Source organism: Streptomyces sp. NPDC001606 (assembly GCF_053596835.1).
Genome location: NZ_JBSFHC010000004.1, coordinates 395360 through 417774, shown reverse-complemented (window position 1 = coordinate 417774; position 22415 = coordinate 395360). Strand labels below are relative to the sequence as shown.

Genomic DNA, 22415 nt, shown 5'->3' with positions numbered 1-22415 from the left:
CGGCGGAGGTCAGTTCTCGCCCTCGCGCTCCGCCAGGAACCGCTCGAACTCGCGCCCGATCTCGTCCGCCGACGGGAGGTCCGCCGGCTCGGCGAGCATGTTGCCCCGGGTCTCGGCGCCCGCCGCGGCGTCGTACTGGTGCTCGAGGCCCTGGACGAGGGCGGTGAGTTCCTCCTCGCCCTGCCGGACCTGCCGGTCGATCTCGGTCTGCGTGCGGTGCGCGTCGGTGCGCAGGGCGTGGGCGACGCCGGGCAGGACCAGTCCGGTGGCGGCCGTGATCGCTTCCAGCGCGGTCAGCGCGGCGTCCGGGTACGGAGAGCGCGCGACGTAGTGCGGGACGTGCGCGGCGACGCCCAGGACATCGTGTCCGGCCTCCATCAGCCGGTACTCGATCAGCGACTCGGCGCTGCCCGGGACCTGGGCCTCCTCGAAGGGGCTGCGGTGGCCGGGGACGAGGTCGGTGCGGTTGCCGTGCGGGGTGAGGCCCACGGGACGGGTGTGCGGGACGCCCATGGGGATGCCGTGGAAGTTGACCGAGAGACGCACCCCGAGCCGCTCCACGATCTGCCGTACCGCCACGGCGAACCGCTCCCATTCCACGTCCGGCTCGGGACCGGACAGCAGCAGGAAGGGGGCGCCGGTGGCGTCCTGGACGACGTGGACCTCGATGGCCGGGACCTCGTAGTCGGTCCAGCGGTCGCGCTTGAAGGTCAGCAGGGGCCGGCGGGCCCGGTAGTCCACGAGCCGGTCGTGGTCGAAGCGCGCGACGAGCTGGTGGGGCAGTGAGTCGAGCAGCCGGTCGACGATCAGTTCGCCGGTGTCGCCCGCGTCGATGTATCCGTCGAAGTGGTAGAGCATGACCAGGCCGGCCGACTCCTGGGCGAGCGCCATGTCGACCACGGCGAGGCCCTTCGGCTCCCATGCGTACAAACCCTGCGGATCAAGCACTGTGACCGCTCCTCCTCGTGTCCGTTCATCGACAACACGGCGTCGGGAGCAGACATTCCCGCGAATGCCTTCTTGATCAGGAAGCGGTGGTCCCCGGTCCACGGAGAGCTGCGCGAGGGGAAAAGACCGAGAGGCCGCACCTCGAAAGGTGCGGCCCCTCAGGACCAGCTATCGGCTAGGCCGAGCGGCAGGCGCTCAGCTCTGGCCGCCCGCCAGCTTCTCGCGCAGCGCGGCCAGCGCCTCGTCCGAGGCCAGCGCGCCGGAGGTGTCCGCACCCTCGGAGGAGTACGAACCGCCGGTCGCGGCCGGAGCGGCAGCCTCGCCACCCTCGGCGGCAGCGGCAGCGTCCGCCTCGCGGGACTTGACGACCTGCTGCTGGTGCTGCTCGAAGCGGGTCTGCGCCTCGGCGTACTGGCGCTCCCACTCCTCGCGCTGCTTCTCGTAGCCCGGCAGCCAGTCGTTGGTCTCCGGGTCGAAGCCCTCGGGGTAGATGTAGTTGCCCTGGTCGTCGTAGGACGCGGCCATGCCGTACAGGGTCGGGTCGAACTCGACCGCCATCGGGTCGGCACCGAAGGACTCGTTGGCCTGCTTCAGCGAGAGGCTGATGCGACGACGCTCGAGGTCGATGTCGATGACCTTGACGAAGATCTCGTCGTTGACCTGGACGACCTGCTCCGGGATCTCCACGTGGCGCTCGGCCAGCTCGGAGATGTGGACCAGACCCTCGATGCCCTCGTCCACGCGGACGAACGCACCGAACGGAACCAGCTTCGTGACCTTACCGGGCACGACCTGGCCGATCTGGTGGGTGCGGGCGAACTGCTGCCACGGGTCTTCCTGGGTCGCCTTCAGCGACAGGGAGACACGCTCGCGGTCCATGTCGACGTCGAGAACCTCGACGGTGACCTCCTGGCCGACCTCGACAACCTCGGACGGGTGGTCGATGTGCTTCCAGGACAGCTCGGAGACGTGGACCAGACCGTCGACGCCACCCAGGTCCACGAAGGCACCGAAGTTGACGATCGAGGAGACGACGCCGGAGCGGACCTGACCCTTCTGGAGGGTCGTGAGGAACGTCTGGCGGACCTCGGACTGGGTCTGCTCGAGCCAGGCACGGCGGGACAGGACCACGTTGTTGCGGTTCTTGTCCAGCTCGATGATCTTGGCCTCGAGCTCCTTGCCGACGTACGGCTGAAGGTCGCGGACACGGCGCATCTCGACCAGGGAGGCCGGAAGGAAGCCACGGAGGCCGATGTCGAGGATGAGACCACCCTTGACGACCTCGATGACGGTACCGGTGACGATCCCGTCCTCTTCCTTGATCTTCTCGATGGTGCCCCAGGCACGCTCGTACTGGGCGCGCTTCTTCGAGAGGATCAGGCGGCCTTCCTTGTCCTCCTTCTGGAGGACCAGGGCCTCGATCTCGTCGCCGACGGCGACGACCTCGTTCGGGTCGACGTCGTGCTTGATCGAGAGCTCGCGGCTCGGGATGACACCTTCGGTCTTGTAACCGATGTCGAGCAGGACCTCGTCCCGGTCGACCTTCACGATGACGCCGTCGACGATGTCGCCGTCGTTGAAGTACTTGATCGTCTCGTCGATCGCGGCGAGGAAGGCTTCCTCGTTACCGATGTCGTTGACCGCTACCTGCGGGGTGGTGGCGGTGGTCTCGGTGCTGCTCGTCATGTGGGAAAGGGCTCCGGTACGGACATTGAAGTCGTAGGTACTGCTTACGCCGGGAGCCCGTTTCGCTCTGATGAAGCCGGACAGCCAAGGAAGCGCCACTTGAGCACCGGGTGCCCGGTGGCGCCTCGAGAACCGAGGGGACATACAACAGATGCGAGCGCAGCCTGCTACGTCTGAGGTGCGCAGGCCCGCAGCGCAACTTGTAGCATACGGGGGCAGCCGGACAGGGTCAATGCGCGACAGCGCACCCCAGGGCGGATCGCCGCATTCCCGGCGGAAAAAACGTCCCAACTGGCCGCGCAGGCCTGGGCAACCCTTCCGTGAGACACCCCCGGCGGGTTGGACGGAAGAGTACGACGAGGGAGCCGATCATCCAAGAGTCGGAGACGGAACAGCACGGCGGGCCCGAGGGGTCCGAACCGGAGGCCACCCGGCGTGACGCCGGTGTGACGGAGAGCGCGCGGGCCAATCGTGGCTGGTGGGACCGGAACGCGGACGAGTACCAGGTCGAGCACGGCACCTTTCTCGGGGACGACCGCTTCGTGTGGGGTCCGGAGGGGCTGGACGAGGTGGAGGCCGAGCTGCTCGGCCCGCCGGAGGAGCTGAAGGGCCGGGCCGTCCTGGAGATCGGCGCGGGTGCGGCGCAGTGCTCGCGCTGGCTGGCCGCGCAGGGCGCCCACCCGGTGGCCCTGGACCTCTCGCACCGCCAGTTGCAGCACGCGCTGCGCATCGGCGGATCGTTTCCGCTCGTCTGCGCGGACGCGTCCGCGCTGCCCTTCGCGGACGGCTCCTTCGACCTGGCCTGCTCGGCGTACGGGGCGCTGCCCTTCGTCGCCGACCCGCGGCTGGTGCTGCGCGAGGTGCGCCGGGTGCTGCGGCCGGGCGGCCGGTTCGTGTTCTCGGTGACGCATCCGATCCGGTGGGCCTTCCCGGACGAGCCGGGCCCCGAGGGTCTGTCGGTGGCCGCCTCCTACTTCGACCGCACGCCCTACGTCGAGCAGGACGAGCAGGGCCGCGCGGTCTACGTGGAGCACCACAGAACGGTCGGCGACCGGGTCCGGGACGTCGTGGCGTCCGGGTTCCGGCTGGTGGACCTGGTGGAGCCGGAGTGGCCGGCCTGGAACACCGCGGAGTGGGGCGGCTGGTCCCCGCTGCGCGGCCGGCTGATCCCGGGGACGGCGATCTTCGTGTGCGAGCGGGACTGACCGGCCTCCGCGGATCATCGGGGGCACACGCGCGTAGGGGCCGTTTTCGCCGTCGTACGACACTGGGGGCGTGATCCGTTACGACGCCCTGGACGCGCTGCCCGTGCGCTCCGCCCTGCCCGCCCTGACCGACGCGCTGGACGGCGCCGGCACCGCCGTGCTCGTGGCGCCGCCCGGCACCGGCAAGACGACGCTGGTGCCGCTGGTGCTGGCCGGGCTGGTCGGGGACGGTCCGGCGCGGCGGGTCGTGGTGGCCGAGCCGCGGCGGATCGCGGCGCGTGCGGCGGCCCGGCGGATGGCGTGGCTGCTGGGCGAGCGGCCCGGTGAGAGCGTGGGCTTCACGGTGCGCGGGGAGCGGGTGACCAGCCGGCGCACGCGCGTGGAGGTCGTGACGACCGGGGTGCTGCTCCAGCGGTTGCAGCGGGACCAGGAACTGGCCGGGGTGGACGTCGTCGTGCTCGACGAGTGCCACGAACGGCATCTGGACGCGGACACGGCGGCCGCCTTCCTGTGGGACGTACGGCAGGCGCTGCGGCCGGAGCTGCGTCTGGTGGCCGCGTCGGCGACCACGGACGCGGAGGGCTGGGCGCGGCTGCTCGGCGGGGCTCCGGTGGTGGAGGCGGCGGGGATCGCCCATCCCGTGGAGGTGGTGTGGGCCCCGCCCGCCCGTCCGGTACGGCCGCCGCACGGGATGCGCGTGGATCCGGCGCTGCTGGCGCATGTGGCGTCGGTGGTGCGGCGGGCGCTCGTGGAGCGGGACGGGGACGTGCTGTGCTTCCTGCCCGGGGTCGGGGAGATCGCGCGCGTGGCGGGACAGCTGGGCGGGCCGGGCGACGTCGACGTGCTCCAGGTGCACGGGCGGGCGCCGGCCGCCGTGCAGGACGCGGTGCTCTCGGCCGGGGAGCGGCGCCGGGTGGTGCTGGCCACGTCGGTGGCGGAGTCGTCGCTGACCGTGCCGGGGGTGCGGGTGGTGGTCGACTCGGGGCTCGCGCGGGAGCCGCGGGTGGATCACGCGCGCGGGCTGAGCGGTCTGACGACGGTCCGGGCGTCGCGGGCGGCCGGGCGGCAGCGGGCGGGCCGGGCCGGGCGTGAGGCGCCGGGGGCGGTGTACCGGTGCTGGTCGGAGGCCGAGGACGGGCGGCTGCCGGCGTTTCCGGCGCCGGAGATCAAGGTGGCCGATCTGACCGCGTTCGCCCTTCAGGCGGCTTGCTGGGGCGATCCGGACGCCTCGGGGCTGGCCCTGCTGGATCCGCCGCCGGGTGGGGCGATGGCGGCGGCGCGCGCCGCGCTGGCGGCGGTGGGCGCGGTGGACTCCGCCGGGCGGGCCACGGAGGTCGGGGGGCGGCTGGCCCGGCTGGGAGTGCACCCTCGGCTCGGGCGGGCGCTGCTCGACACCTCCGGCGCGGGTGCCGAGGTGGTCGCCCTGCTCTCCGAGGAAGTACCCCGGGAGTACGGCGATGATCTCGCGGGGGCCTTGCGGCGGGCGCGGCGTGGGGGTGACGCGTACGCGGAGCGCTGGGCCGCTGAGGCGCGGCGCCTCCGGGCCCTGTCAGCGGAGCTTTCCCACCCGGCGGAGCTTTCCCACCCGGCCGCGCAGGACCGTCGGCGGGACGGCGCCGGCCCGGGCGGCCCCGTCGGGGTGGCGGGTGGTGATGAGCGGCTTGTCGGGGTGGTGGCTGCGCTGGCCTTTCCCGAGCGGGTCGCCAGGCTCGACGGAGGGTCGTACCTCATGGTGTCCGGGACGCGGGCCGAGCCGGTGGACGGGTCGGCGTTGCGCGGCGCGCCCTGGATCGTCGTCGCCGTCGCCGACCGGCCCACCGGGAAGGGCCACGCGCGCGTGCGGATCGGCGCCGCGGTGTCCGAGGACGTCGCACGGGCCGCGGCCGGGGCGCTGCTGACGGAGCGGGACGAGGTGCACTGGGCCGACGGGGACGTCGTGGCCCGGCGCGTCGAACGGCTGGGCGCCGTGGAGCTGGCCGTACGCCCCCTGAAGGAGGTCGAGCCCGGTCTGGTGCGCGCCGCTCTGCTGGACGGGCTCCGGCAGGACGGGCTCGGGCTGTTGCGCTGGGCGCCGGAGGCGGTCGGTCTGCGGCAGCGGCTGGCGTTTCTGCACCGGCATCTCGGTGCGCCCTGGCCGGACGTGTCGGACGAGGCGCTGCACGCGCGCGTGGACGAGTGGCTGGAGCCGGAGCTGGGCCGGGCCCGGCGGCGGGCCGATCTCGGGCGGATCGACGCCGGGCAGGGGCTGGCGCGGTTGCTTCCGTGGGCGAGCGGGGACGCCGCGCGGCTGGAGGAACTGGCGCCCGAACGGATCGCCGTACCGAGCGGGTCCAGGATCCGGATCGACTACGCGGACCCCGAGCGTCCGGTGCTCGCGGTGAAGCTCCAGGAGATGTTCGGCCTGGAGGAGACGCCGGTCGTCGCGGGTGTGCCGCTGCTCGTGCACCTGCTCTCGCCCGCCGGGCGGCCGGTCGCCGTGACGGCCGATCTCGCGTCCTTCTGGAAGGACGGTTACAAGGGTGTACGGGCGGAGCTACGCGGCCGGTATCCCAAGCATCCCTGGCCGGAGGACCCGGCGACCGCGGAACCCACGCGGCACACCAACGCGCGGCTCAGGCGCTGACCGGTCCGGCTTCCGCGCGCGGTGCGGAGTCCGCCGGGTCCCTAGGGCGCCGGCCGCGTGCCTCCAGGTAGAGGGACAGGGACGACAGCAGCAGGCCGAGGAGCAGGGAGCCCCGGGGGACGTACGAGGTGAGCGTCAGGACGAGGGTGCGGTTGTGCTTGACCAGCGCGACCGTGTGCTCGATGTAGTCCTCGCGCATCTTCACGTGCCCGGCGAACGCGGTGACCCGGTCCCTGCCGCCGAGCAGGGTGCCGCCGCGCAGCTCCTCCCGGTGGATCTCCTCGCCGTAGACGGGCGCCCCGGTGACCGGTTCGACCCAGAACCGGCGGACGGTGGTGTACCAGCGGGTGGTGCCCGTCCTCGCCACCGACTCGGGGGTGATGCCCTGCACGGGCATGGCCTTCGGGAAGGGCACCTTGGTCCAGGGGACGGTCTGCTCGAAGACGTAGACGGTCAGTCCGCGGAAGGTCCGGGTGCCCTCGTAGTGGATGGGGCGGGTGGTGCGGGTCTGCGCGTCGAAGTACTCGTAGTCCCGTTTCCGGGTGAGGAAGGGCCATTTGAACTCGATCCCGTCCCGCCTGACCGGGTCGCCGTCGACCATCTCGCCGGTGGCGTGCACCGGGTCCTGGCTGTGGGCGTCGAAGATGTAGCGCTCGGGTATCCGGGAGACCATCCTGCCGTCGGGGCCCTGGACGTAGGAGAGGCCGTCCCAGACGACGACCGGCCGGCCCGCCGCCTTCCCGATCCTGCGCGCGGCCGCCGTGTCGCCCTTGAGGGTCTGCACGATGGTGACCTTGGAGACCTTCTTCGCGCGCATGGTGCCGTAGTCGAGCAGGGTGGCACCCTTCGCCTCCAGGACCATGTCCTGGTACTGGTTCGCGGGGATCCTGGCCAGGCGCGGGAAGGCGTACCAGCGCAGCAGCGGGGACAGCGCCGCGCAGAACACGGCACAGGCGAGCAGGACCAGGCTTGCCTTGCGGCGCATTCCGGCCTCCCTCCCGGACGGGCCCGGTCACGGGTGCGCGGGCACGGTCGTCAGCAGCGGCTTGGGTGAGGTGGGGCCCGTCGGCGCGCCCGTCGCGCTGATCGTGAGGACCAGGGCGAACGCGAGGGCGAGACCGGTCGCGGCGGCGATGAGGGCGCGCATGCGGGCCTCCCGGCGGAGCGTTCCTGATGATGCGTCAGGTCCGGCACCGTAGCAACGGGCGGGCGAGATGAGAACAGCGCTGCACGCACGAACGAGGGCGCCCTCCCCGCCGGTGCGGAGAGGGCGCCCTGGGGCCGATCGGGTCAGGACGAGGCGGAGGGACTCGGGGACGAGGTCGGAGTCGGAGTCGGGCTCGGGCTCGGGCTCGGGCTCGCCGAGGTGTCGTCCGCGGAGACCTTCAGCTCGACGGTGAGCATGCCGCCGCCGGGGGTGGTGATGCGGAGCAGGAAGGTGCCGGTGGTGTCGTCCGCGTACAGCTTCGGCAGGGTCAGCAGGCCCTTGGCGTCGGTCGTGAGGCCGGTCAGGGTGCGGACGGGCTTGCCGTGGGCGTCCTTGAAGTACGGGCCCTTGTCGTTCTCCGTGGGGTCGTCGGTGGACTTGATCAGGGTGGCGGTGGCCGCCACCCGGTCCGCGACGGCACCCTTGTACGTCGCCTTCACCTGGACCTGGTCGGCGAACTCGCCGCCCGGGGTGCAGGTCAGGTCGGTGTCGCTGGTGCGGGCCAGGGTGTCGGCGACCCGCTCGGTGACGGAGGCGGTGTAGGCGACGGCCCTGACCGCGCGGCCCACGACGGTGGCGACGACCTTGAAGTCGCCGGTCTTCTGGCCCGCTTGGAGCGCCGGTGCCTTGGCCACCCCGTGGGCGTCGGTGACGGCCGTGGCGACGGTCTCGCCGCCGGTGAAGGTCGCGTCCGTGTCCCCGGCGATGGTGAACCTGACCCTGACCTTGCCGACGGACGCGCCGGCCTTGGTCTCGGCGCGGGTGGCGATCTGCTCGGTGAAGGCGTCGCCGGTCCGCGCGGTGAGCTTGCCGGTGCCGGCGTCCGTCAGGTGGTCCACCGTGTCGGTGGGGGTCTGCGGGGGCGTCGGGACCGGCTTCGGGTCCGGCTTGGGTTCCGGCTTCGGGTCCGGCGCCGGCTTCGGGTCCGGCTTGGGATGCGGCTTGGGGGCCGGCTTCCCGCCGTGCGGCTCCGAGGGCTTCGGGGACTTCGTGTGCGGGGTGCCGCTGTCGCTGCGGTGGGACGGTACGTCGCCGGTGCCGTCCGGCACGGAGTGGGTGCCCTTGCGGTAGTACTCCATCCACGACAGGACGGTGTTCAGGTAGTCCTGCGAGTTGTTGTAGCTGAGGATCGCGCTGTGCAGGCCGGCCGTGCTGGACAGGTCCCAGTCGTTGCGGCACAGGTAGTGGCCGGCGGCGAGGGCGGCGTCGTAGACGTTGTTGGGGTCCTTCTTGCCGTCGCCGTTGCCGTCGCGGCCGGCCCAGGCCCAGGTGGACGGGATGAACTGCATGGGGCCGATGGCCTGGTCGTACTGGCTGTTGCCGTCGTACGCCCCGTGGTCGGTGTCCTTGATGAGCGCGAAGCCGTTGCCGTCGAGCACCGGGCCGAGGATCGGGCGGAGCGTCGTGCCGTCGGCGTCCACGCGCCCGCCGCGCGCCTGGCCCGACTCCACCTGGCCGATCGCGGCGAGGAGTTGCCAGGGCAGATTGCAGCCGGGCTTGGCGGTGCGCAGTTCGGCCTCCGCCTTCTTGTACGCGTCGAGGACCGTGGCCGGGATGCCCGCCTCGCCGGTTCCGGTGCCGTTGGGCACGCCGGTGCTCGGCGAGGGGCTCGGCTTGGGGCTGTGCAGCGGGGGCAGGTCCGTGTAGTACGGCGAGTTGCCGGTGGCGTTGTCGTCGGAGGTCCGGTCCGGTACCGGGGTGGAAGCGCCGGCGGTTGTCTGTCTGCCGTGGTCCTCGCCGGTCGCTCCCGGAGCCTGGGACGCGGAGAGAGCCGCTACCGCTGCCGCGGCCACCGCTGTGGTCGCCGCTCCCTTGCGCAGCCGCCTGCCGAAGTGCGCCGCCATAGAGTGAACCCCTCCCGTGGACGTCCGTGCGTCCGTCTTCCGCCTGTCTGCCTCGCTCTGGTGTGACGGTTGACGTGGTGCTGTGGTTGCCCCTGTTTCCGTGCCTCCCGCGGGGGCCCAGGTGACCCTACGACAACTTGGTTTACACGGACAGCCATTCCTGCCCGATTTTCACCAGTTGGCCAACTTGTCGTTGCCATGGGTGTGTGGACCGCCGTCCCATATATCGGACGACCGGTGATCAACGGTTTGGGGCGCGGGGTGCGTTGGCGGGCGGGGTGCTTCTGTGCGCCGGCGCGGGGTCAGGCTCCGGTGTCCGGTTCCGACGGCCGGGCAGCGGCCGGCCGCTCGCCGAGCGACGCGACGAAGACGGTCACGGTGGGCCGGGGGCGGGAGCGCGGGACGAGGGTGAGGGCGAGCGCGAGATAGCCGCGGGCCAGGTCGGCCCACTGCTGCCAGTCGGGTCTGCGGACCGCGCGGAGGGGGCGGCGCAGACCGGCGGCGGCCCGGCGGACGGTCGCGGCGCGGTCGGCCGGAATGCGGGCGGTGCTCGCGTCGGCCGCGAGGACCGGCACCGGCGAGGCCGGCAGGGCCCACGCCGAGGCGGTGTCCGCCCAGGCCCGGGTGACTGCCTTGGGCGTCCGGCGGTGGAGCATGCGTATACCCATGCCCGCAGTGTTGCGGCTGCGGACGCCCCGGGGCGTTTTGACGGGGGCCACGTGAGTGAAGCCCCCTCCGGGGGCCCAGCCGGTTGTGTGCGGGGGTGGCAGTCCGGCCGGTTGTGTGGTGCGGGTAGGGGTCCGGCCGGTTGTGGGGTGCGGGCGGGGGCCGCCTGGGGGGCTTGCCCAGGCACCCGAGGGCCTCCGCGCGGGGACGCGGGCGGGGCCCGCGCCCCCGGGGGCTGAGGCGCCGCAGGTTAGTGTGCGGCGGACTCCCAGTCCGGGCCTACGCCGACCGAGACGTCCAGGGGGGCCCTGAGCTGGACCGCGTTCGCCATTTCGCGGCGGACGATCTCCTCCGCGGCCGCCCGCTCGCCGGGGGCGATCTCCAGGACGATTTCGTCGTGGACCTGGAGGAGCATGCGGGACTTCAGGTCCGCCGCCCGCAGGGCGCTGTCCACCTTGAGCATGGCGATCTTGACGATGTCGGCCGCCGTGCCCTGGATGGGCGCGTTGAGGGCCATGCGCTCGGCCGCCTCCCGCCGCTGGCGGTTGTCGCTGTTGAGGTCGGGGAGGTACCGGCGGCGGCCGAAGAGCGTCGCCGTGTAGCCCGTGGCCCGGGCCTCGTCGACCGCCCGGCGCAGGTAGTCGCGGACCCCGCCGAAGCGCTCGAAGTAGGCGTCCATCAAGGCGCGCGCCTCCGCCGCCTCGATGTTCAGCTGCTGGGAGAGGCCGAAGGCGGACAGGCCGTACGCCAGGCCGTACGACATCGCCTTGATCTTGCGGCGCATCTCCGCGTCGACCGCGGCCGGCTCGACGCCGAACACCTGGGAGGCGGCCGTGGTGTGCAGGTCCTCGCCGGAGGTGAACGCCCGGATCAGGCCCTCGTCCTCGGAGAGGTGGGCCATCACGCGCAGCTCGATCTGGCTGTAGTCGGCCGTCATCAGGGACTCGAAGCCCTCGCCGACCACGAAGCCCCGGCGGATCGCCCGGCCCTCGTCCGTGCGGACCGGGATGTTCTGGAGGTTCGGGTCCGTGGAGGAGAGGCGGCCGGTCGCGGCCACCGTCTGGTTGAAGGTGGTGTGGATACGGCCGTCGCCCGCGATGGTCTTGATCAGGCCCTCGACGGTGACCCGCAGCTTCGCCTGCTCACGGTGCCGGAGCATGATCACCGGCAGTTCGTTGTCGGTCTGGGTGGCGAGCCAGGCCAGGGCGTCGGCGTCGGTGGTGTAGCCGGTCTTGGTCTTCTTCGTCCTGGGCAGGGCCAGCTCGCCGAAGAGGACCTCCTGGAGCTGCTTGGGCGAGCCCAGGTTGAACTCGTGGCCGGCGGCCGCGTGGGCCTCCTTCACGGCCTGCTGCACGGCGCCCGCGAACATCTGCTCCATCGCCTCGAGGTGCGCGCGGTCGGCCGCGATGCCGTGCCGCTCCATGCGGGCGAGCAGCGCGGAGCTGGGCAGCTCCATGTCCCGCAGGAGGTCCGCGGCACCCACCTCCTCCAGGCGGGCCTCGAAGGCCTCGCCGAGGTCCAGGACCGCGCGGGCCTGGATCATCAGGGCCTCGGCCTCCGCGCCCTCGTCCGTGCCGAAGGCCAGCTGGCCGTCGGCCGTGGCGGCCGGGGCCAGCTCGCGGTGCAGGTACTCCAGGGAGAGCGCGTCCAGGTCGAAGGAGCGGCGGCCCGGCTTGACCAGGTACGCGGCGAGCGCGGTGTCCATGGTCACGCCCTCGACGCTCCAGCCGTGCTCGGCGAAGACCCGCATGGCGCCCTTGGCGTTGTGGAAGACCTTGGCGCGGCCGGCGTCGGCCAGCCAGGCGGCGAACGCGTTCTCGTCGGTCTGGTCCAGCTCGGCGGGGTCGAACCAGGCGGCCGCTCCCCCGGCCGCGGCGAGCGCGACCTCGGCGACCGAGCCGGCGCCCAGCGCCCAGGTGTCCACGGTGGCGACGCCCAGGGTGCCGGTGCCGTGCTCGGCGAGCCAGCCGGCCAGCTCGCCGCTGCCGAGGATCGCGCCGTCCAGCTCGATGCCGTCGGCGGCGACCGGGGTGGTCTCGGCCTCCTCGGTGCCGGGGTCGACGGCGAAGAGGCGCTCGCGCAGCGACGGGTTGCGGATCTCCAGGGTGTCCAGGATCATCGCGACGGCCTTGCGGTCGTACGGCGCCCGCTCCAGGTCGGCGACGGTCTTGGGCAGCTCGACCTGGCGCTCCAGCTCGGTGAGGACGCGGTTGAGCTTGACGGCCTCCAGGTGGTCCCGGAGGTTCTGCCCGGCCTTGCCCTTGACCTCGTCGACCCGCTCGACCAGCTCCGCGAAGGACCCGAACTGGTTGATCCACTTCGCGGCGGTCTTCTCGCCGACGCCGGGGATGCCCGGGAGGTTGTCGGACGGGTCGCCGCGCAGCGCCGCGAAGTCCGGGTACTGGGCGGGCGTCAAGCCGTACTTCTCGAAAACCTTCTCCGGGGTGAACCGGGTCAGCTCCGAGACGCCCTTGGTCGGGTACAGCACGGTGATGTGGTCGGTGACCAGCTGGAAGGAGTCGCGGTCACCGGTGACGATCAGCACCTCGAAGCCCGCGGCCTCGGCCTGGGTGGCGAGGGTGGCGATGACGTCGTCCGCCTCGAAGCCGTCGACGGCGAAGCGCGGCGCGTGCATGGCGTCCAGCAGCTCGCCGATCAGCTCGACCTGGCCCTTGAACTCGTCCGGGGTCTTGGAGCGGTTCGCCTTGTACTCGGTGAAGCGCTCGGAGCGCCAGGTCTTGCGGGAGACGTCGAAGGCCACCGCGAAGTGCGTGGGCTCCTCGTCACGCAGGGTGTTGGCCAGCATCGACGCGAAGCCGTAGATCGCGTTCGTCGGCTGGCCGGTCGCGGTCGTGAAGTTCTCCGCGGGCAGCGCGAAGAACGCGCGGTAGGCCAGCGAGTGCCCGTCCATGAGCATCAGCCGGGGACGGGGGCCGCCGGGGGTCTTGTCGGTCTGCTTCGGTGCTGTCTCTGCCACGTCCCCGATCCTGCCACGCCGCACTGACAGTCCGGGCCGCTCGGCTCCGGCGGCTGTGAGAGGCGCCACAGGACCAGGGGGCAGGCAAGGGTGCCGGTCCCCGCACGCCCGCCCGGGCCCGTTGTCGGTGCCTCGTGGGAGGATCGTCGGCGTACTTCTCACACCCAGCCGAAGGGGAGCGGGCGATGGCGACGAAGCCGCCCAAGGGAGACCCGGTTCAGGACGCGCCGCAGGTCGCGGAGCCGAAGCACGCGGCCGCCGGGCTGCCGGCCATCGGGCACACCCTGCGCATCGCCCAGCGGCAGATGGGGGTGAAGCGCACCGCGCTGACACTGCTGCGCGTGAACCAGAAGGACGGCTTCGACTGCCCGGGCTGCGCCTGGCCGGAGCCGGACCACCGGCACAAGGCGGAGTTCTGCGAGAACGGCGCGAAGGCGGTGGCCGAGGAGGCCACCCTGCGCCGGGTCACCCCCGAGTTCTTCGCCGCGCACCCCGTCGCCGACCTGGCCGGCCGGAGCGGGTACTGGCTGGGGCAGCAGGGCCGGCTGACCCACCCCATGTATCTGCCCGAGGGCGGGGAGCACTACGAACCCGTCACCTGGGAGCGTGCCTTCGACATCATCGCCGAGGAGATCGCCGCCCTCGGCTCCCCCGACGAGGCCGTCTTCTACACCTCGGGCCGCACCAGCAACGAGGCGGCGTTCCTGTACCAGCTCTTCGCGCGCGAGCTGGGCACGAACAACCTGCCGGACTGCTCGAACATGTGCCACGAGTCGTCCGGCTCGGCGCTGAGCGAGACCATCGGCATCGGCAAGGGCAGCGTCCTGCTGGAGGATCTGTACAAGGCCGACCTGATCATCGTCGCCGGGCAGAACCCGGGCACCAACCATCCGCGCATGCTGTCGGCGCTGGAGAAGGCCAAGGCGAACGGGGCGCGGATCATCAGCGTCAACCCGCTGCCCGAGGCGGGCCTGGAGCGGTTCAAGAACCCGCAGACCCCGCAGGGACTCCTCAAGGGTGCCGCGCTCACCGATCTGTTCCTCCAGATCCGCATCGGCGGCGACCAGGCCCTCTTCCGGCTCCTCAACAAGCTGGTGCTGGAGACGGAGGGCGCGGTCGACGAGGAGTTCGTCCGCGAACACACCCATGGCTTCGAGGAGTTCGCCGAGGCGGCCCGGGCCGCCGACTGGGACGAGACGCTGACCGCGACCGGTCTCACGCGCGCGGAGATCGAGCGGGCGCTCGCGATGGTGCTCGCCTCGAAGCGGACCATCGTCTGCTGGGCGATGGGGCTCACCCAGCACAAGCACGCCGTGCCGACCATCCGCGAGGTGGTCAACTTCCTGCTGCTGCGCGGCAACATCGGCCGTCCGGGCGCCGGTGTGTGCCCGGTGCGCGGCCACTCGAACGTGCAGGGCGACCGCACGATGGGCATCTTCGAGCGGCCCGCGCCGGCCTTCCTGGACGCGCTGGAGAAGGAGTTCGGGTTCGCCCCGCCGCGCGAGCACGGTTTCGACGTGGTCCGGGCGATCCGCGCGCTGCGCGACGGCACGGCGAAGGTGTTCTTCGCGATGGGCGGCAACTTCGTCGCGGCCTCCCCCGACACGGAGGTCACCGAGGCCGCGATGCGGCGCGCGCGGCTGACGGTGCATGTGTCGACCAAGCTGAACCGCTCGCACGTCGTCACGGGCGCGCGTGCGCTGATCCTGCCCACGCTGGGGCGCACCGAGCGGGATGTGCAGGCCGGCGGCGAGCAGTTCGTGACGGTCGAGGACTCCATGGGCATGGTGCACGCCTCGCGTGGCCGGCTGGCACCGGCGGGCCCGCGGCTGCTGTCCGAGCCGGCGATCGTGTGCCGGATGGCCCGCCGGGTGCTGGGCGAGCGCAGTGTGGTGCCGTGGGAGGAGTTCGAGAAGGACTACGCGGCGATCCGTGACCGCATCGCGCGTGTGATCCCCGGTTTCGAGGACTTCAACGCGCGCGTGGCCCGGCCCGGCGGCTTCACGCTGCCGCACGCCCCGCGCGACGAGCGCCGCTTCCCGACGGCGACCGGCAAGGCCAACTTCACGGCCGCGCCGGTGGAGTTCCCCGAACTGCCCGCGGGGCGCCTGCTGTTGCAGACGCTGCGCTCGCACGACCAGTACAACACCACGATCTACGGGCTCGACGACCGCTACCGGGGCATCAGCAACGGCCGCCGGGTGGTGCTGGTGAACCCGGAGGACGCGCGGGCCCTCGGGGTCGCCGAGGGGGCGTACGTCGACCTGGTGAGCGAGTGGCGGGACGGGGTGGAGCGGCGTGCGCCCGGCTTCCGGGTCGTGCTCTATCCGACGGCCCGGGGATGCGCGGCGGCGTACTACCCCGAGACCAATGTCCTGGTGCCGCTGGACGCGACCGCCGACACCAGCAACACCCCGGCCAGCAAGTCCGTCGTCGTACGCCTGGAGCCGCGTACGGAGGACGCCCGCGAGGCACGTGCAGAGGACGGCCAGGCACGTGGGGAGGACGGCCAGGCGCGCGCGGAGGCCCGTCTGGAACAATCGGCGACCGACTGAGCGTTTGCTCAGCGACGCGATGTGAGAGCCGTACGACGAACGGAGCAGGGCCGATGGGTGAGCAGCAGCAGGTGAAGTTCCCGCAGGAGGTCCTCAAGGAGTACGCCGCGCTCGGTGTCGACCTCCCGGCCCTGTTCTCGGCCGGGCACCTGGGCACCCGGATGGGCGTGCAGATCCTGGAGGCCTCGGCGGAGAAGGTCGTCGGGACCATGCCGGTGGAGGGCAACACCCAGCCGTACGGCCTGCTGCACGGCGGCGCCTCCGCAGTGCTGGCGGAGACCCTGGGGTCGGTCGGCTCGATGCTGCACGGCGGCAGCTCCAAGATCGCGGTCGGTGTGGATCTCAACTGCACGCACCACCGCGGGGTCCGCTCGGGCCTGGTGACCGGCGTGGCCACGCCCGTGCACCGGGGCCGGTCCACGGCGACGTACGAGATCGTGATCAGCGACGAGGAGGGCCACCGGGTGTGCACGGCCCGGCTGACCTGCCTGTTGCGGGATGTGCGTCCGCAGGACGGCGACCGGGCGGGCGCCTCGGCCTGACCCCCCGCACCCCGCCGCACGGGCCCGGTACCGCTCCCCAACAGGAGCCGGACCGGGCCCTTTTGACTGGGGAATTTCTCTTTTCCGGGTGTAACACTCCGTAACGTGCGTGCAATACACACGACCTTCTCCTCTGCAAAGGTTCGCCCTTGTGGATCTTTCTGTACCGCGCCTGCGCGCCCGCGTGGCGGCGATCCGCGGCGAGGGGCCCACGACCAACCGGAAGTGCGAATTCTCAAAATCCGGACCGCGCGGAAATTCCGCCAAACCGGCCGAGATCTTCCTGGCCGGAAGTCAGGCGTCCACGCCGTCATAACAAGAAAGTCACAAGGAAGCGCACGGCGCTGCCCAGGTCTCCACACCGGGCTTAGAGTCACGGCCAGTCACCGCTCCAACGGGAGTTCGGTACCGGCGCGGCACCCGCAGACCCTTCAGGGGACTGGCGTGCCTGCGGAAAGGATCGATTGTGCGACAGCGTTCTCTGGTGATTCTTACCTCCGTGCTGACCACCGGAGCTCTGACTCTCACCGCCTGCGGCTCCCGCAACGACGACGGCAAGGGCAGCGGCGACAACGGCAACGTGACGGTGACGATCGGCGTCGACGCCCCGCTGACCGGCCAGAACTCCGCCACGGGCCTCGGCATCCAGTACGGCGCGCAGATCGCCGTGGACGACGCCAACAAGAACAAGACCGTCCCCGGCGTCACCTTCAAGATCAAGGCCCTGGACGACAAGGCGATCCCGGCCACCGGCCAGCAGAACGCCACCCAGCTCGTCTCCGACAAGAGCGTCCTCGGCGTGGTCGGCCCGCTCAACTCCGGTGTGGCGACGCAGATGCAGCAGGTCTTCGCCACCGCCAACCTGGTGCAGATCTCCCCGTCCAACACCGCCCCGGAGCTGACCCAGGGCAAGGACTGGCAGACCAAGAAGTCCCGTCCGTTCAAGACGTACTTCCGCACCGCGACCACCGACGCCCTCCAGGGTGCGTTCGCCGCGGACTACGCCTTCAACGGCCTGCACAAGAAGAAGGCGTTCGTCGTCGACGACAAGCAGACCTACGGCGCCGGCCTCTCCAAGATCTTCAAGGAGCAGTTCACCAAGCAGGGCGGCAAGGTCATCGGCACCGACCACGTCAGCGTCGGCGACCGCGACTTCTCCACCCTGGTCACCAAGATCAAGAACTCGGGTGCCGACCTGCTGTACTACGGCGGCCAGTACGACGAGTCCCAGGTGCTGACCAAGCAGCTCAAGGACGCCGGGGCCAAGATCCCGCTGTTCGGCGGCGACGGCATGTTCACCCCGACCTACATCAAGACCGCCGGCAAGGCCGCGGAGGGCGACCTGGTCACCTCCATCGGTGTCCCGGTCGACACCCTGCCCGCCGCCAAGGACTTCGTCAGCGCCTACAAGGCCAAGAAGTACCCCGGTGACTACGGCACCTACGGCTCGTACGCCTACGACGCCACCACCGCCATCATCAAGGCCGTCGGCCAGGTCGTGAAGGACGGCAAGCTCCCGGACGAGGCCCGCTCGAAGGTCGTCGACGCCGTCCAGAACACCTCCTTCGACGGCATCTCCGGCAAGATCTCGTTCGACCAGTTCGGCGACACCACGAACAAGCAGCTGACCGTCTACCAGGTCACCAACGGGGAGTGGAAGTCCGTCAAGAGCGGCCTGGCCAACCCGAAGTAACGGGTCCGGCCGACTCAAGGCACCGACGGCACCACCGCACCACCAGGGCCGCGCGGCACTGACCACCGTCACCGCGCGGCCCGTCCGTTCCCTTCCCCTTGACTCTCCCCACCACATGGAGGCCATGCGGTGAACACCCTGCCGCAGCAGCTGGCCAACGGGCTGTTCCTCGGCTCGATGTACGGGCTGATCGCCATCGGCTACACGATGGTGTACGGCATCGTCCAGCTCATCAACTTCGCCCACGGCGAGATCTTCATGACGGGCGGCTTCGGCGCCCTCACGGTCTATCTCGCCCTGCCCGACGGCATATCCATGTGGATAGCCCTGCCCGCGATGCTCCTCGGCGGCGCGCTGATCGCCGTACTGATCGCCGTGGGCGCCGAGCGCTTCGCCTACCGGCCGCTGCGGGGCGCGCCACGGCTCGCACCGCTGATCACGGCCATCGGCCTCTCGCTCGCCCTCCAGCAGCTCGTGTTCAACCTCTACCCGAACGCGAAGACCGCCCGGGTGTTCCCGCAGCTGCCGTTCGGGCCGTACCACCTCGGCTCGGTCACGGTGCAGAGCGGTGACGTCTTCCTGATCATCGCCGCGCCGGTCTGCATGGCGATCCTCGCCTTCTTCGTCCGCCTCTCCCGCACCGGCCGCGCCATGCAGGCCACCGCGCAGGACCCGGACACCGCGCAGCTGATGGGCATCGACACCAACCGCATCATCGTGATCGCGTTCGCCATCGGCGGCCTGTTCGCGGCGGTCGCGGGCACGGCGTACGGCCTCAAGTACGGCTCCGTCTCCTACGACATGGGCTTCCTCGCCGGCCTCAAGGCCTTCACCGCGGCGGTCCTCGGCGGCATCGGCAACATCTACGGCGCCATGCTCGGCGGTCTCGTGCTCGGTCTCGCCGAGGCCATGGCCACCGCCTACATCTCCGACGTCCCGGGCATGCACCAGCTGGGCGGCATGAGCTGGGCCCCGGTGTGGGCCTTCGTCCTCCTGATTCTCGTACTCCTCTTCAGGCCACAGGGCCTGCTCGGCGAACGCGTCGCGGACAGGGCGTGAGCAGCATGACCGACACCACCACCCAGGCCCCCGCCGAGCGCGGTCCGATACCGCTGCCGCCCCTGGCCGCCCGGCTGCTGATCGCGGCCGGCGCCGTCGGCACCATCGCCAGCACCTTCCTCAGCTGGACCTGGACGCCCGACTTCCCCGGCGACCTGACCATCTACGGCTATCCGGCCGGTCTGCAAATCCTGGCCCTGGTCGCCGGCGCGCTGACCCTGCTGTACGGGCTCACCCTGTGGAACGTGAAGGGGCTGGGCTGGCTCAACCCCTCGGGGGCCACCACCCCCGTCGTCCTGACCAGCCTCTCGGCGTTCGCGGTCTGCTGGTTCACCGGCCTCGCCATCGCCGTCGACCTCGGTGGTCTGGTCAATCTGGAGCCGGGCGGCTTCGTGGCCATGGCGGCCTCCGCGCTCCCGCTCATCGGCGCGCTCGCCCTGCCCCACCCGGCGCCGGGCACCGGCATCAAGGGCTATCTCACCAAGCCCGACCAGCCGCACCACGGCAGCCTGTCGCCGCTCGCGGAGCGCGCCGCCGTCACCGTCGGCACCGCCCTCGGCCTGGTGGTCTTCACCTACGGCATCGGCATCAACGACGACGACAGCGAGACCTTCATCGGCTTCCTGCTGGTCCTGGTGTTCGCCGCCTGGGGCCTGGTGCACGCGGGTCTCCTCGACCGCTACGCGGCCATGTCCGCCCGGCACCGGAGCTTCGCCACCACGCTCGCCTTCGTGGCCGCCGTGATCTTCCCGTTCACCCAGAGCGACGACCACAACGCCAACATCGGTGTGAACATCCTGATCTTCGCCACCGTGGCCCTCGGCCTGAACATCGTCGTCGGTCTCACCGGTCTGCTCGACCTCGGCTACGTCGCCTTCCTCGGCGTCGGCGCCTACGCGGCCGCGCTGGTCTCGGGCTCCGAGTACTCGCCGTTCGACGTCCACTTCCCCTTCTGGGCCGCCGCGCTCACCGGCATGGCCGCCTCGCTGGTCTTCGGCGTGCTGATCGGCGGTCCCACGCTGCGGCTGCGCGGCGACTACCTGGCCATCGTGACCCTGGGCTTCGGAGAGATCTTCCGGATCACCGTCAACAGCCTGGACGGCGACTCCGGACCGAACGTCACCCGTGGCCCCAACGGCATCACCCAGATCCCCGACATCAACATCTTCGGGTTCAACCTGGGCGACGCCCACCAGATCGGCTCGTTCACGCTCGGCCGGTTCGCCAACTACCTGTTCCTGATGCTGATCATCACGGCCGTCGTCGTGCTCGTCTTCACCCGCGCCGCCGACTCCCGCATCGGCCGGTCCTGGATCGCCATCCGCGAGGACGAGACCGCCGCCACCGCCATGGGCATCAACGGTTTCCGCGTCAAGCTCATCGCCTTCGCCCTCGGCGCCTCCCTCGCGGGTCTCGCCGGAACCGTGATGGCCCACGTGAACTACAGCGTCAACCCGCAGCCCTACCAGTTCGCCGGTGCCGCCCCGCCCAACTCGGCGTTCCTGCTGGCCGCCGTCGTCCTCGGCGGCATGGGCACCGTCAGCGGCCCGCTGCTCGGCGCCAGCCTGCTCTATCTGATCCCGGAGAAGCTCCAGTTCATGCAGAACTACGAGCTGCTGGCCTTCGGTGTCGCGCTGATCCTGCTCATGCGGTTCCGGCCGGAGGGCATCATCGCCAACCGCCGCCGTCAGCTGGAGTTCCACGAGACCGGCCAGCTCGACGTACCCCAGCAGGCGACGCTGTCCGACGAAGCGGCCGTCACCAAGGCAGGGGCGTGAGGAACCATGACGACACCTGTACTCGAAGCCCGTGACGTCACCATGCGGTTCGGCGGCCTGACCGCCGTCCGGTCCGTCGACTTCACGGTCAACAGCGGCGAGATCGTCGGCCTGATCGGCCCCAACGGCGCCGGCAAGACGACGTTCTTCAACTGCCTCACCGGTCTGTACGTCCCCACCGAGGGCACGGTCGCCTACCAGGGCAAGGTGCTGCCGCCCAAGCCGCACCTGGTGACGCAGGCGGGCATCGCCCGTACCTTCCAGAACATCCGGCTCTTCGCCAACATGACGGTGCTGGAGAACGTCCTCGTGGGCCGCCACACCCGCACCAAGGAGGGGCTGTGGTCGGCGCTGCTGCGCGGCCCCGGCTTCCGCAAGGCGGAGAAGGAGTCCGAGGCGAAGGCCATGGAGCTCCTGGAGTTCGTCGGCCTGGCCGGCAAGCGCGAGCACCTCGCCCGCAACCTGCCCTACGGCGAGCAGCGCAAGCTGGAGATCGCCCGGGCGCTGGCCAGCGAGCCGGGTCTGCTGCTGCTCGACGAGCCGACGGCCGGCATGAACCCGCAGGAGACCCGGGCCACCGAGGAACTGGTCTTCGCCATCCGGGACAAGGGCATCGCCGTCCTCGTCATCGAGCACGACATGCGCTTCATCTTCAACCTGTGCGACCGGGTCGCCGTCCTCGTCCAGGGCGAGAAGCTGGTCGAGGGCACCTCGGACGTCGTCCAGGCCGACGAGCGGGTCGTCGCCGCCTACCTGGGCGAACCGTTCGAGGGCGACCCGGGTACGGCGGAGGCCGCCGAGGTCGAGGCCGCGGAGGCCGCCGCCGACGCCGCCACGGAGAGCACGAGCACCACCGAGGGAGAGGCCCCGTGACCGCACTGCTCGAGGTCGAGGACCTCAGGGTCGCCTACGGCAAGATCGAGGCCGTCAAGGGCATCTCGTTCAGCGTCGAGGCCGGCCAGGTCGTCACCCTCATCGGCACCAACGGCGCCGGCAAGACGACGACCCTGCGCACCCTGTCGGGTCTGCTGAAGCCGGTCTCCGGAAAGATCGTCTTCGACGGCAAGCCGCTCGCCGGCATCCCCGCGCACAAGATCGTCGCCCTGGGGCTCGCGCACTCCCCCGAGGGCCGGCACATCTTCCCGCGCCTGACCATCGCGGAGAACCTCCAGCTCGGCGCCTTCCTCCGCAAGGACAAGGACGGCATCGAGAAGGACATCCAGCGGGCCTACGACCTCTTCCCGATCCTGGGCGAGCGGCGCAAGCAGGCCGCGGGCACCCTCTCCGGCGGTGAGCAGCAGATGCTGGCGATGGGCAGGGCGCTGATGTCCCGGCCGAAGCTGCTGATGCTGGACGAGCCGTCCATGGGGCTGTCGCCGATCATGATGCAGAAGATCATGGCGACGATCGCGGAGCTGAAGTCGCAGGGGACGACGATTCTGCTGGTCGAGCAGAACGCCCAGGCGGCGCTCTCCCTGGCCGACCAGGGCCATGTCATGGAGGTGGGCTCCGTCGTCCTGTCGGGCAGCGGCCAGGACCTGCTGCACGACGAGTCGGTACGCAAGGCGTACCTGGGCGAGGACTGAGAAGACGCCGGCTTCCCCGCGCCTCGGCAGGGGCGCGGGGAAGCAT

General features: G+C 71.2%; 16 protein-coding genes. 9 read left to right on the top strand and 7 right to left on the bottom strand.

The window, feature by feature from the left end; translation table 11 throughout:
• Positions 1-9: 9 nt before the first annotated feature.
• Both ACWCV9_RS11600 and rpsA read right to left on the bottom strand, forming a co-directional pair.
• On the bottom strand, positions 10-948 hold the full coding sequence (locus tag ACWCV9_RS11600; RefSeq protein ID WP_385843058.1) for a PAC2 family protein: 939 nt from the start codon (positions 946-948) through the stop codon (positions 10-12).
• A 195-nt stretch (positions 949-1143) separates the two neighbouring features.
• Positions 1144-2634, bottom strand: a complete 1491-nt coding sequence (gene rpsA / locus ACWCV9_RS11595; protein WP_385843057.1) for a 30S ribosomal protein S1 — start codon at positions 2632-2634, stop codon at positions 1144-1146.
• Between the two features lie 320 nt (positions 2635-2954).
• Between rpsA and ACWCV9_RS11590 the strand changes: the two genes are divergently transcribed.
• Both ACWCV9_RS11590 and hrpB read left to right on the top strand, forming a co-directional pair.
• Positions 2955-3839 carry a class I SAM-dependent methyltransferase gene (locus ACWCV9_RS11590; RefSeq protein ID WP_450785753.1) on the top strand — a complete coding sequence of 295 codons (885 nt, stop codon included), beginning with the start codon at positions 2955-2957 and terminating at the stop codon, positions 3837-3839.
• Between the two features lie 70 nt (positions 3840-3909).
• On the top strand, positions 3910-6462 hold the full coding sequence (gene hrpB, locus ACWCV9_RS11585) for an ATP-dependent helicase HrpB (RefSeq protein ID WP_450785751.1): 2553 nt from the start codon (positions 3910-3912) through the stop codon (positions 6460-6462).
• Here the strand turns inward: hrpB and ACWCV9_RS11580 are convergent.
• The 5 genes from ACWCV9_RS11580 to polA form a co-directional block, all read right to left on the bottom strand.
• Positions 6452-7447, bottom strand: a complete 996-nt coding sequence (locus tag ACWCV9_RS11580; RefSeq protein WP_450785749.1) for a DUF3068 domain-containing protein — start codon at positions 7445-7447, stop codon at positions 6452-6454. The two genes, hrpB and ACWCV9_RS11580, sit on opposite strands and share 11 nt — an antisense overlap.
• 27 nt (positions 7448-7474) lie before the next feature.
• Positions 7475-7609, bottom strand: a complete 135-nt coding sequence (locus tag ACWCV9_RS11575) for an SPW_0924 family protein (RefSeq protein WP_450785747.1) — start codon at positions 7607-7609, stop codon at positions 7475-7477.
• Positions 7610-7752: 143 nt separating this feature from the next.
• Positions 7753-9513 carry a lytic transglycosylase domain-containing protein gene (locus ACWCV9_RS11570; RefSeq protein WP_450785745.1) on the bottom strand — a complete coding sequence of 587 codons (1761 nt, stop codon included), beginning with the start codon at positions 9511-9513 and terminating at the stop codon, positions 7753-7755.
• A 302-nt stretch (positions 9514-9815) separates the two neighbouring features.
• Positions 9816-10181 carry a hypothetical protein gene (locus ACWCV9_RS11565; RefSeq protein ID WP_450785743.1) on the bottom strand — a complete coding sequence of 122 codons (366 nt, stop codon included), beginning with the start codon at positions 10179-10181 and terminating at the stop codon, positions 9816-9818.
• Between the two features lie 248 nt (positions 10182-10429).
• Positions 10430-13156, bottom strand: a complete 2727-nt coding sequence (polA, locus tag ACWCV9_RS11560; protein ID WP_450785741.1) for a DNA polymerase I — start codon at positions 13154-13156, stop codon at positions 10430-10432.
• Between the two features lie 185 nt (positions 13157-13341).
• Here polA and ACWCV9_RS11555 point away from each other — a divergent pair, with 185 nt between their 5' ends.
• The 7 genes from ACWCV9_RS11555 (at position 13342) to ACWCV9_RS11525 (ending at position 22369) form a co-directional block, all read left to right on the top strand.
• Complete coding sequence (locus tag ACWCV9_RS11555; protein ID WP_450785739.1) at positions 13342-15711, top strand: FdhF/YdeP family oxidoreductase; 2370 nt, start codon at positions 13342-13344, stop codon at positions 15709-15711.
• Between the two features lie 53 nt (positions 15712-15764).
• The gene (locus tag ACWCV9_RS11550; protein WP_450785738.1) at positions 15765-16253 is read left to right on the top strand and encodes a hotdog fold thioesterase; all 489 of its coding nucleotides are present in this window, start codon (positions 15765-15767) and stop codon (positions 16251-16253) included.
• 466 nt (positions 16254-16719) lie between these two features.
• The gene (locus ACWCV9_RS11545) at positions 16720-17946 is read left to right on the top strand and encodes a branched-chain amino acid ABC transporter substrate-binding protein (RefSeq protein WP_450785736.1); all 1227 of its coding nucleotides are present in this window, start codon (positions 16720-16722) and stop codon (positions 17944-17946) included.
• Between the two features lie 129 nt (positions 17947-18075).
• A complete protein-coding gene (locus ACWCV9_RS11540) occupies positions 18076-19005 on the top strand; it encodes a branched-chain amino acid ABC transporter permease (protein ID WP_385843043.1) in 930 nt (309 codons plus the stop codon).
• Positions 19006-19010: 5 nt separating this feature from the next.
• Complete coding sequence (locus ACWCV9_RS11535; protein ID WP_450785795.1) at positions 19011-20783, top strand: branched-chain amino acid ABC transporter permease; 1773 nt, start codon at positions 19011-19013, stop codon at positions 20781-20783.
• 6 nt (positions 20784-20789) lie between these two features.
• Positions 20790-21656: an ABC transporter ATP-binding protein gene (locus tag ACWCV9_RS11530; protein WP_450785735.1), complete on the top strand. Its 867-nt coding sequence runs from the start codon at positions 20790-20792 to the stop codon at positions 21654-21656.
• Positions 21653-22369: an ABC transporter ATP-binding protein gene (locus ACWCV9_RS11525; protein WP_385843041.1), complete on the top strand. Its 717-nt coding sequence runs from the start codon at positions 21653-21655 to the stop codon at positions 22367-22369. The genes ACWCV9_RS11530 and ACWCV9_RS11525 overlap by 4 nt, the downstream gene beginning before the upstream one ends.
• Positions 22370-22415: the final 46 nt, after the last annotated feature.

Coding starts and splice junctions, on each gene's coding strand:
- rpsA (WP_385843057.1), bottom strand. CDS start 2,634: ATGACGAGCAGCACCGAGACCACCGCCACCACCCCGCAGGTAGCGGTC.
- ACWCV9_RS11580 (WP_450785749.1), bottom strand. CDS start 7,447: ATGCGCCGCAAGGCAAGCCTGGTCCTGCTCGCCTGTGCCGTGTTCTGC.
- ACWCV9_RS11575 (WP_450785747.1), bottom strand. CDS start 7,609: ATGCGCGCCCTCATCGCCGCCGCGACCGGTCTCGCCCTCGCGTTCGCC.
- ACWCV9_RS11570 (WP_450785745.1), bottom strand. CDS start 9,513: ATGGCGGCGCACTTCGGCAGGCGGCTGCGCAAGGGAGCGGCGACCACA.
- ACWCV9_RS11565 (WP_450785743.1), bottom strand. CDS start 10,181: ATGGGTATACGCATGCTCCACCGCCGGACGCCCAAGGCAGTCACCCGG.
- ACWCV9_RS11555 (WP_450785739.1), top strand. CDS start 13,342: ATGGCGACGAAGCCGCCCAAGGGAGACCCGGTTCAGGACGCGCCGCAG.
- ACWCV9_RS11550 (WP_450785738.1), top strand. CDS start 15,765: ATGGGTGAGCAGCAGCAGGTGAAGTTCCCGCAGGAGGTCCTCAAGGAG.
- ACWCV9_RS11535 (WP_450785795.1), top strand. CDS start 19,011: ATGACCGACACCACCACCCAGGCCCCCGCCGAGCGCGGTCCGATACCG.
- ACWCV9_RS11530 (WP_450785735.1), top strand. CDS start 20,790: ATGACGACACCTGTACTCGAAGCCCGTGACGTCACCATGCGGTTCGGC.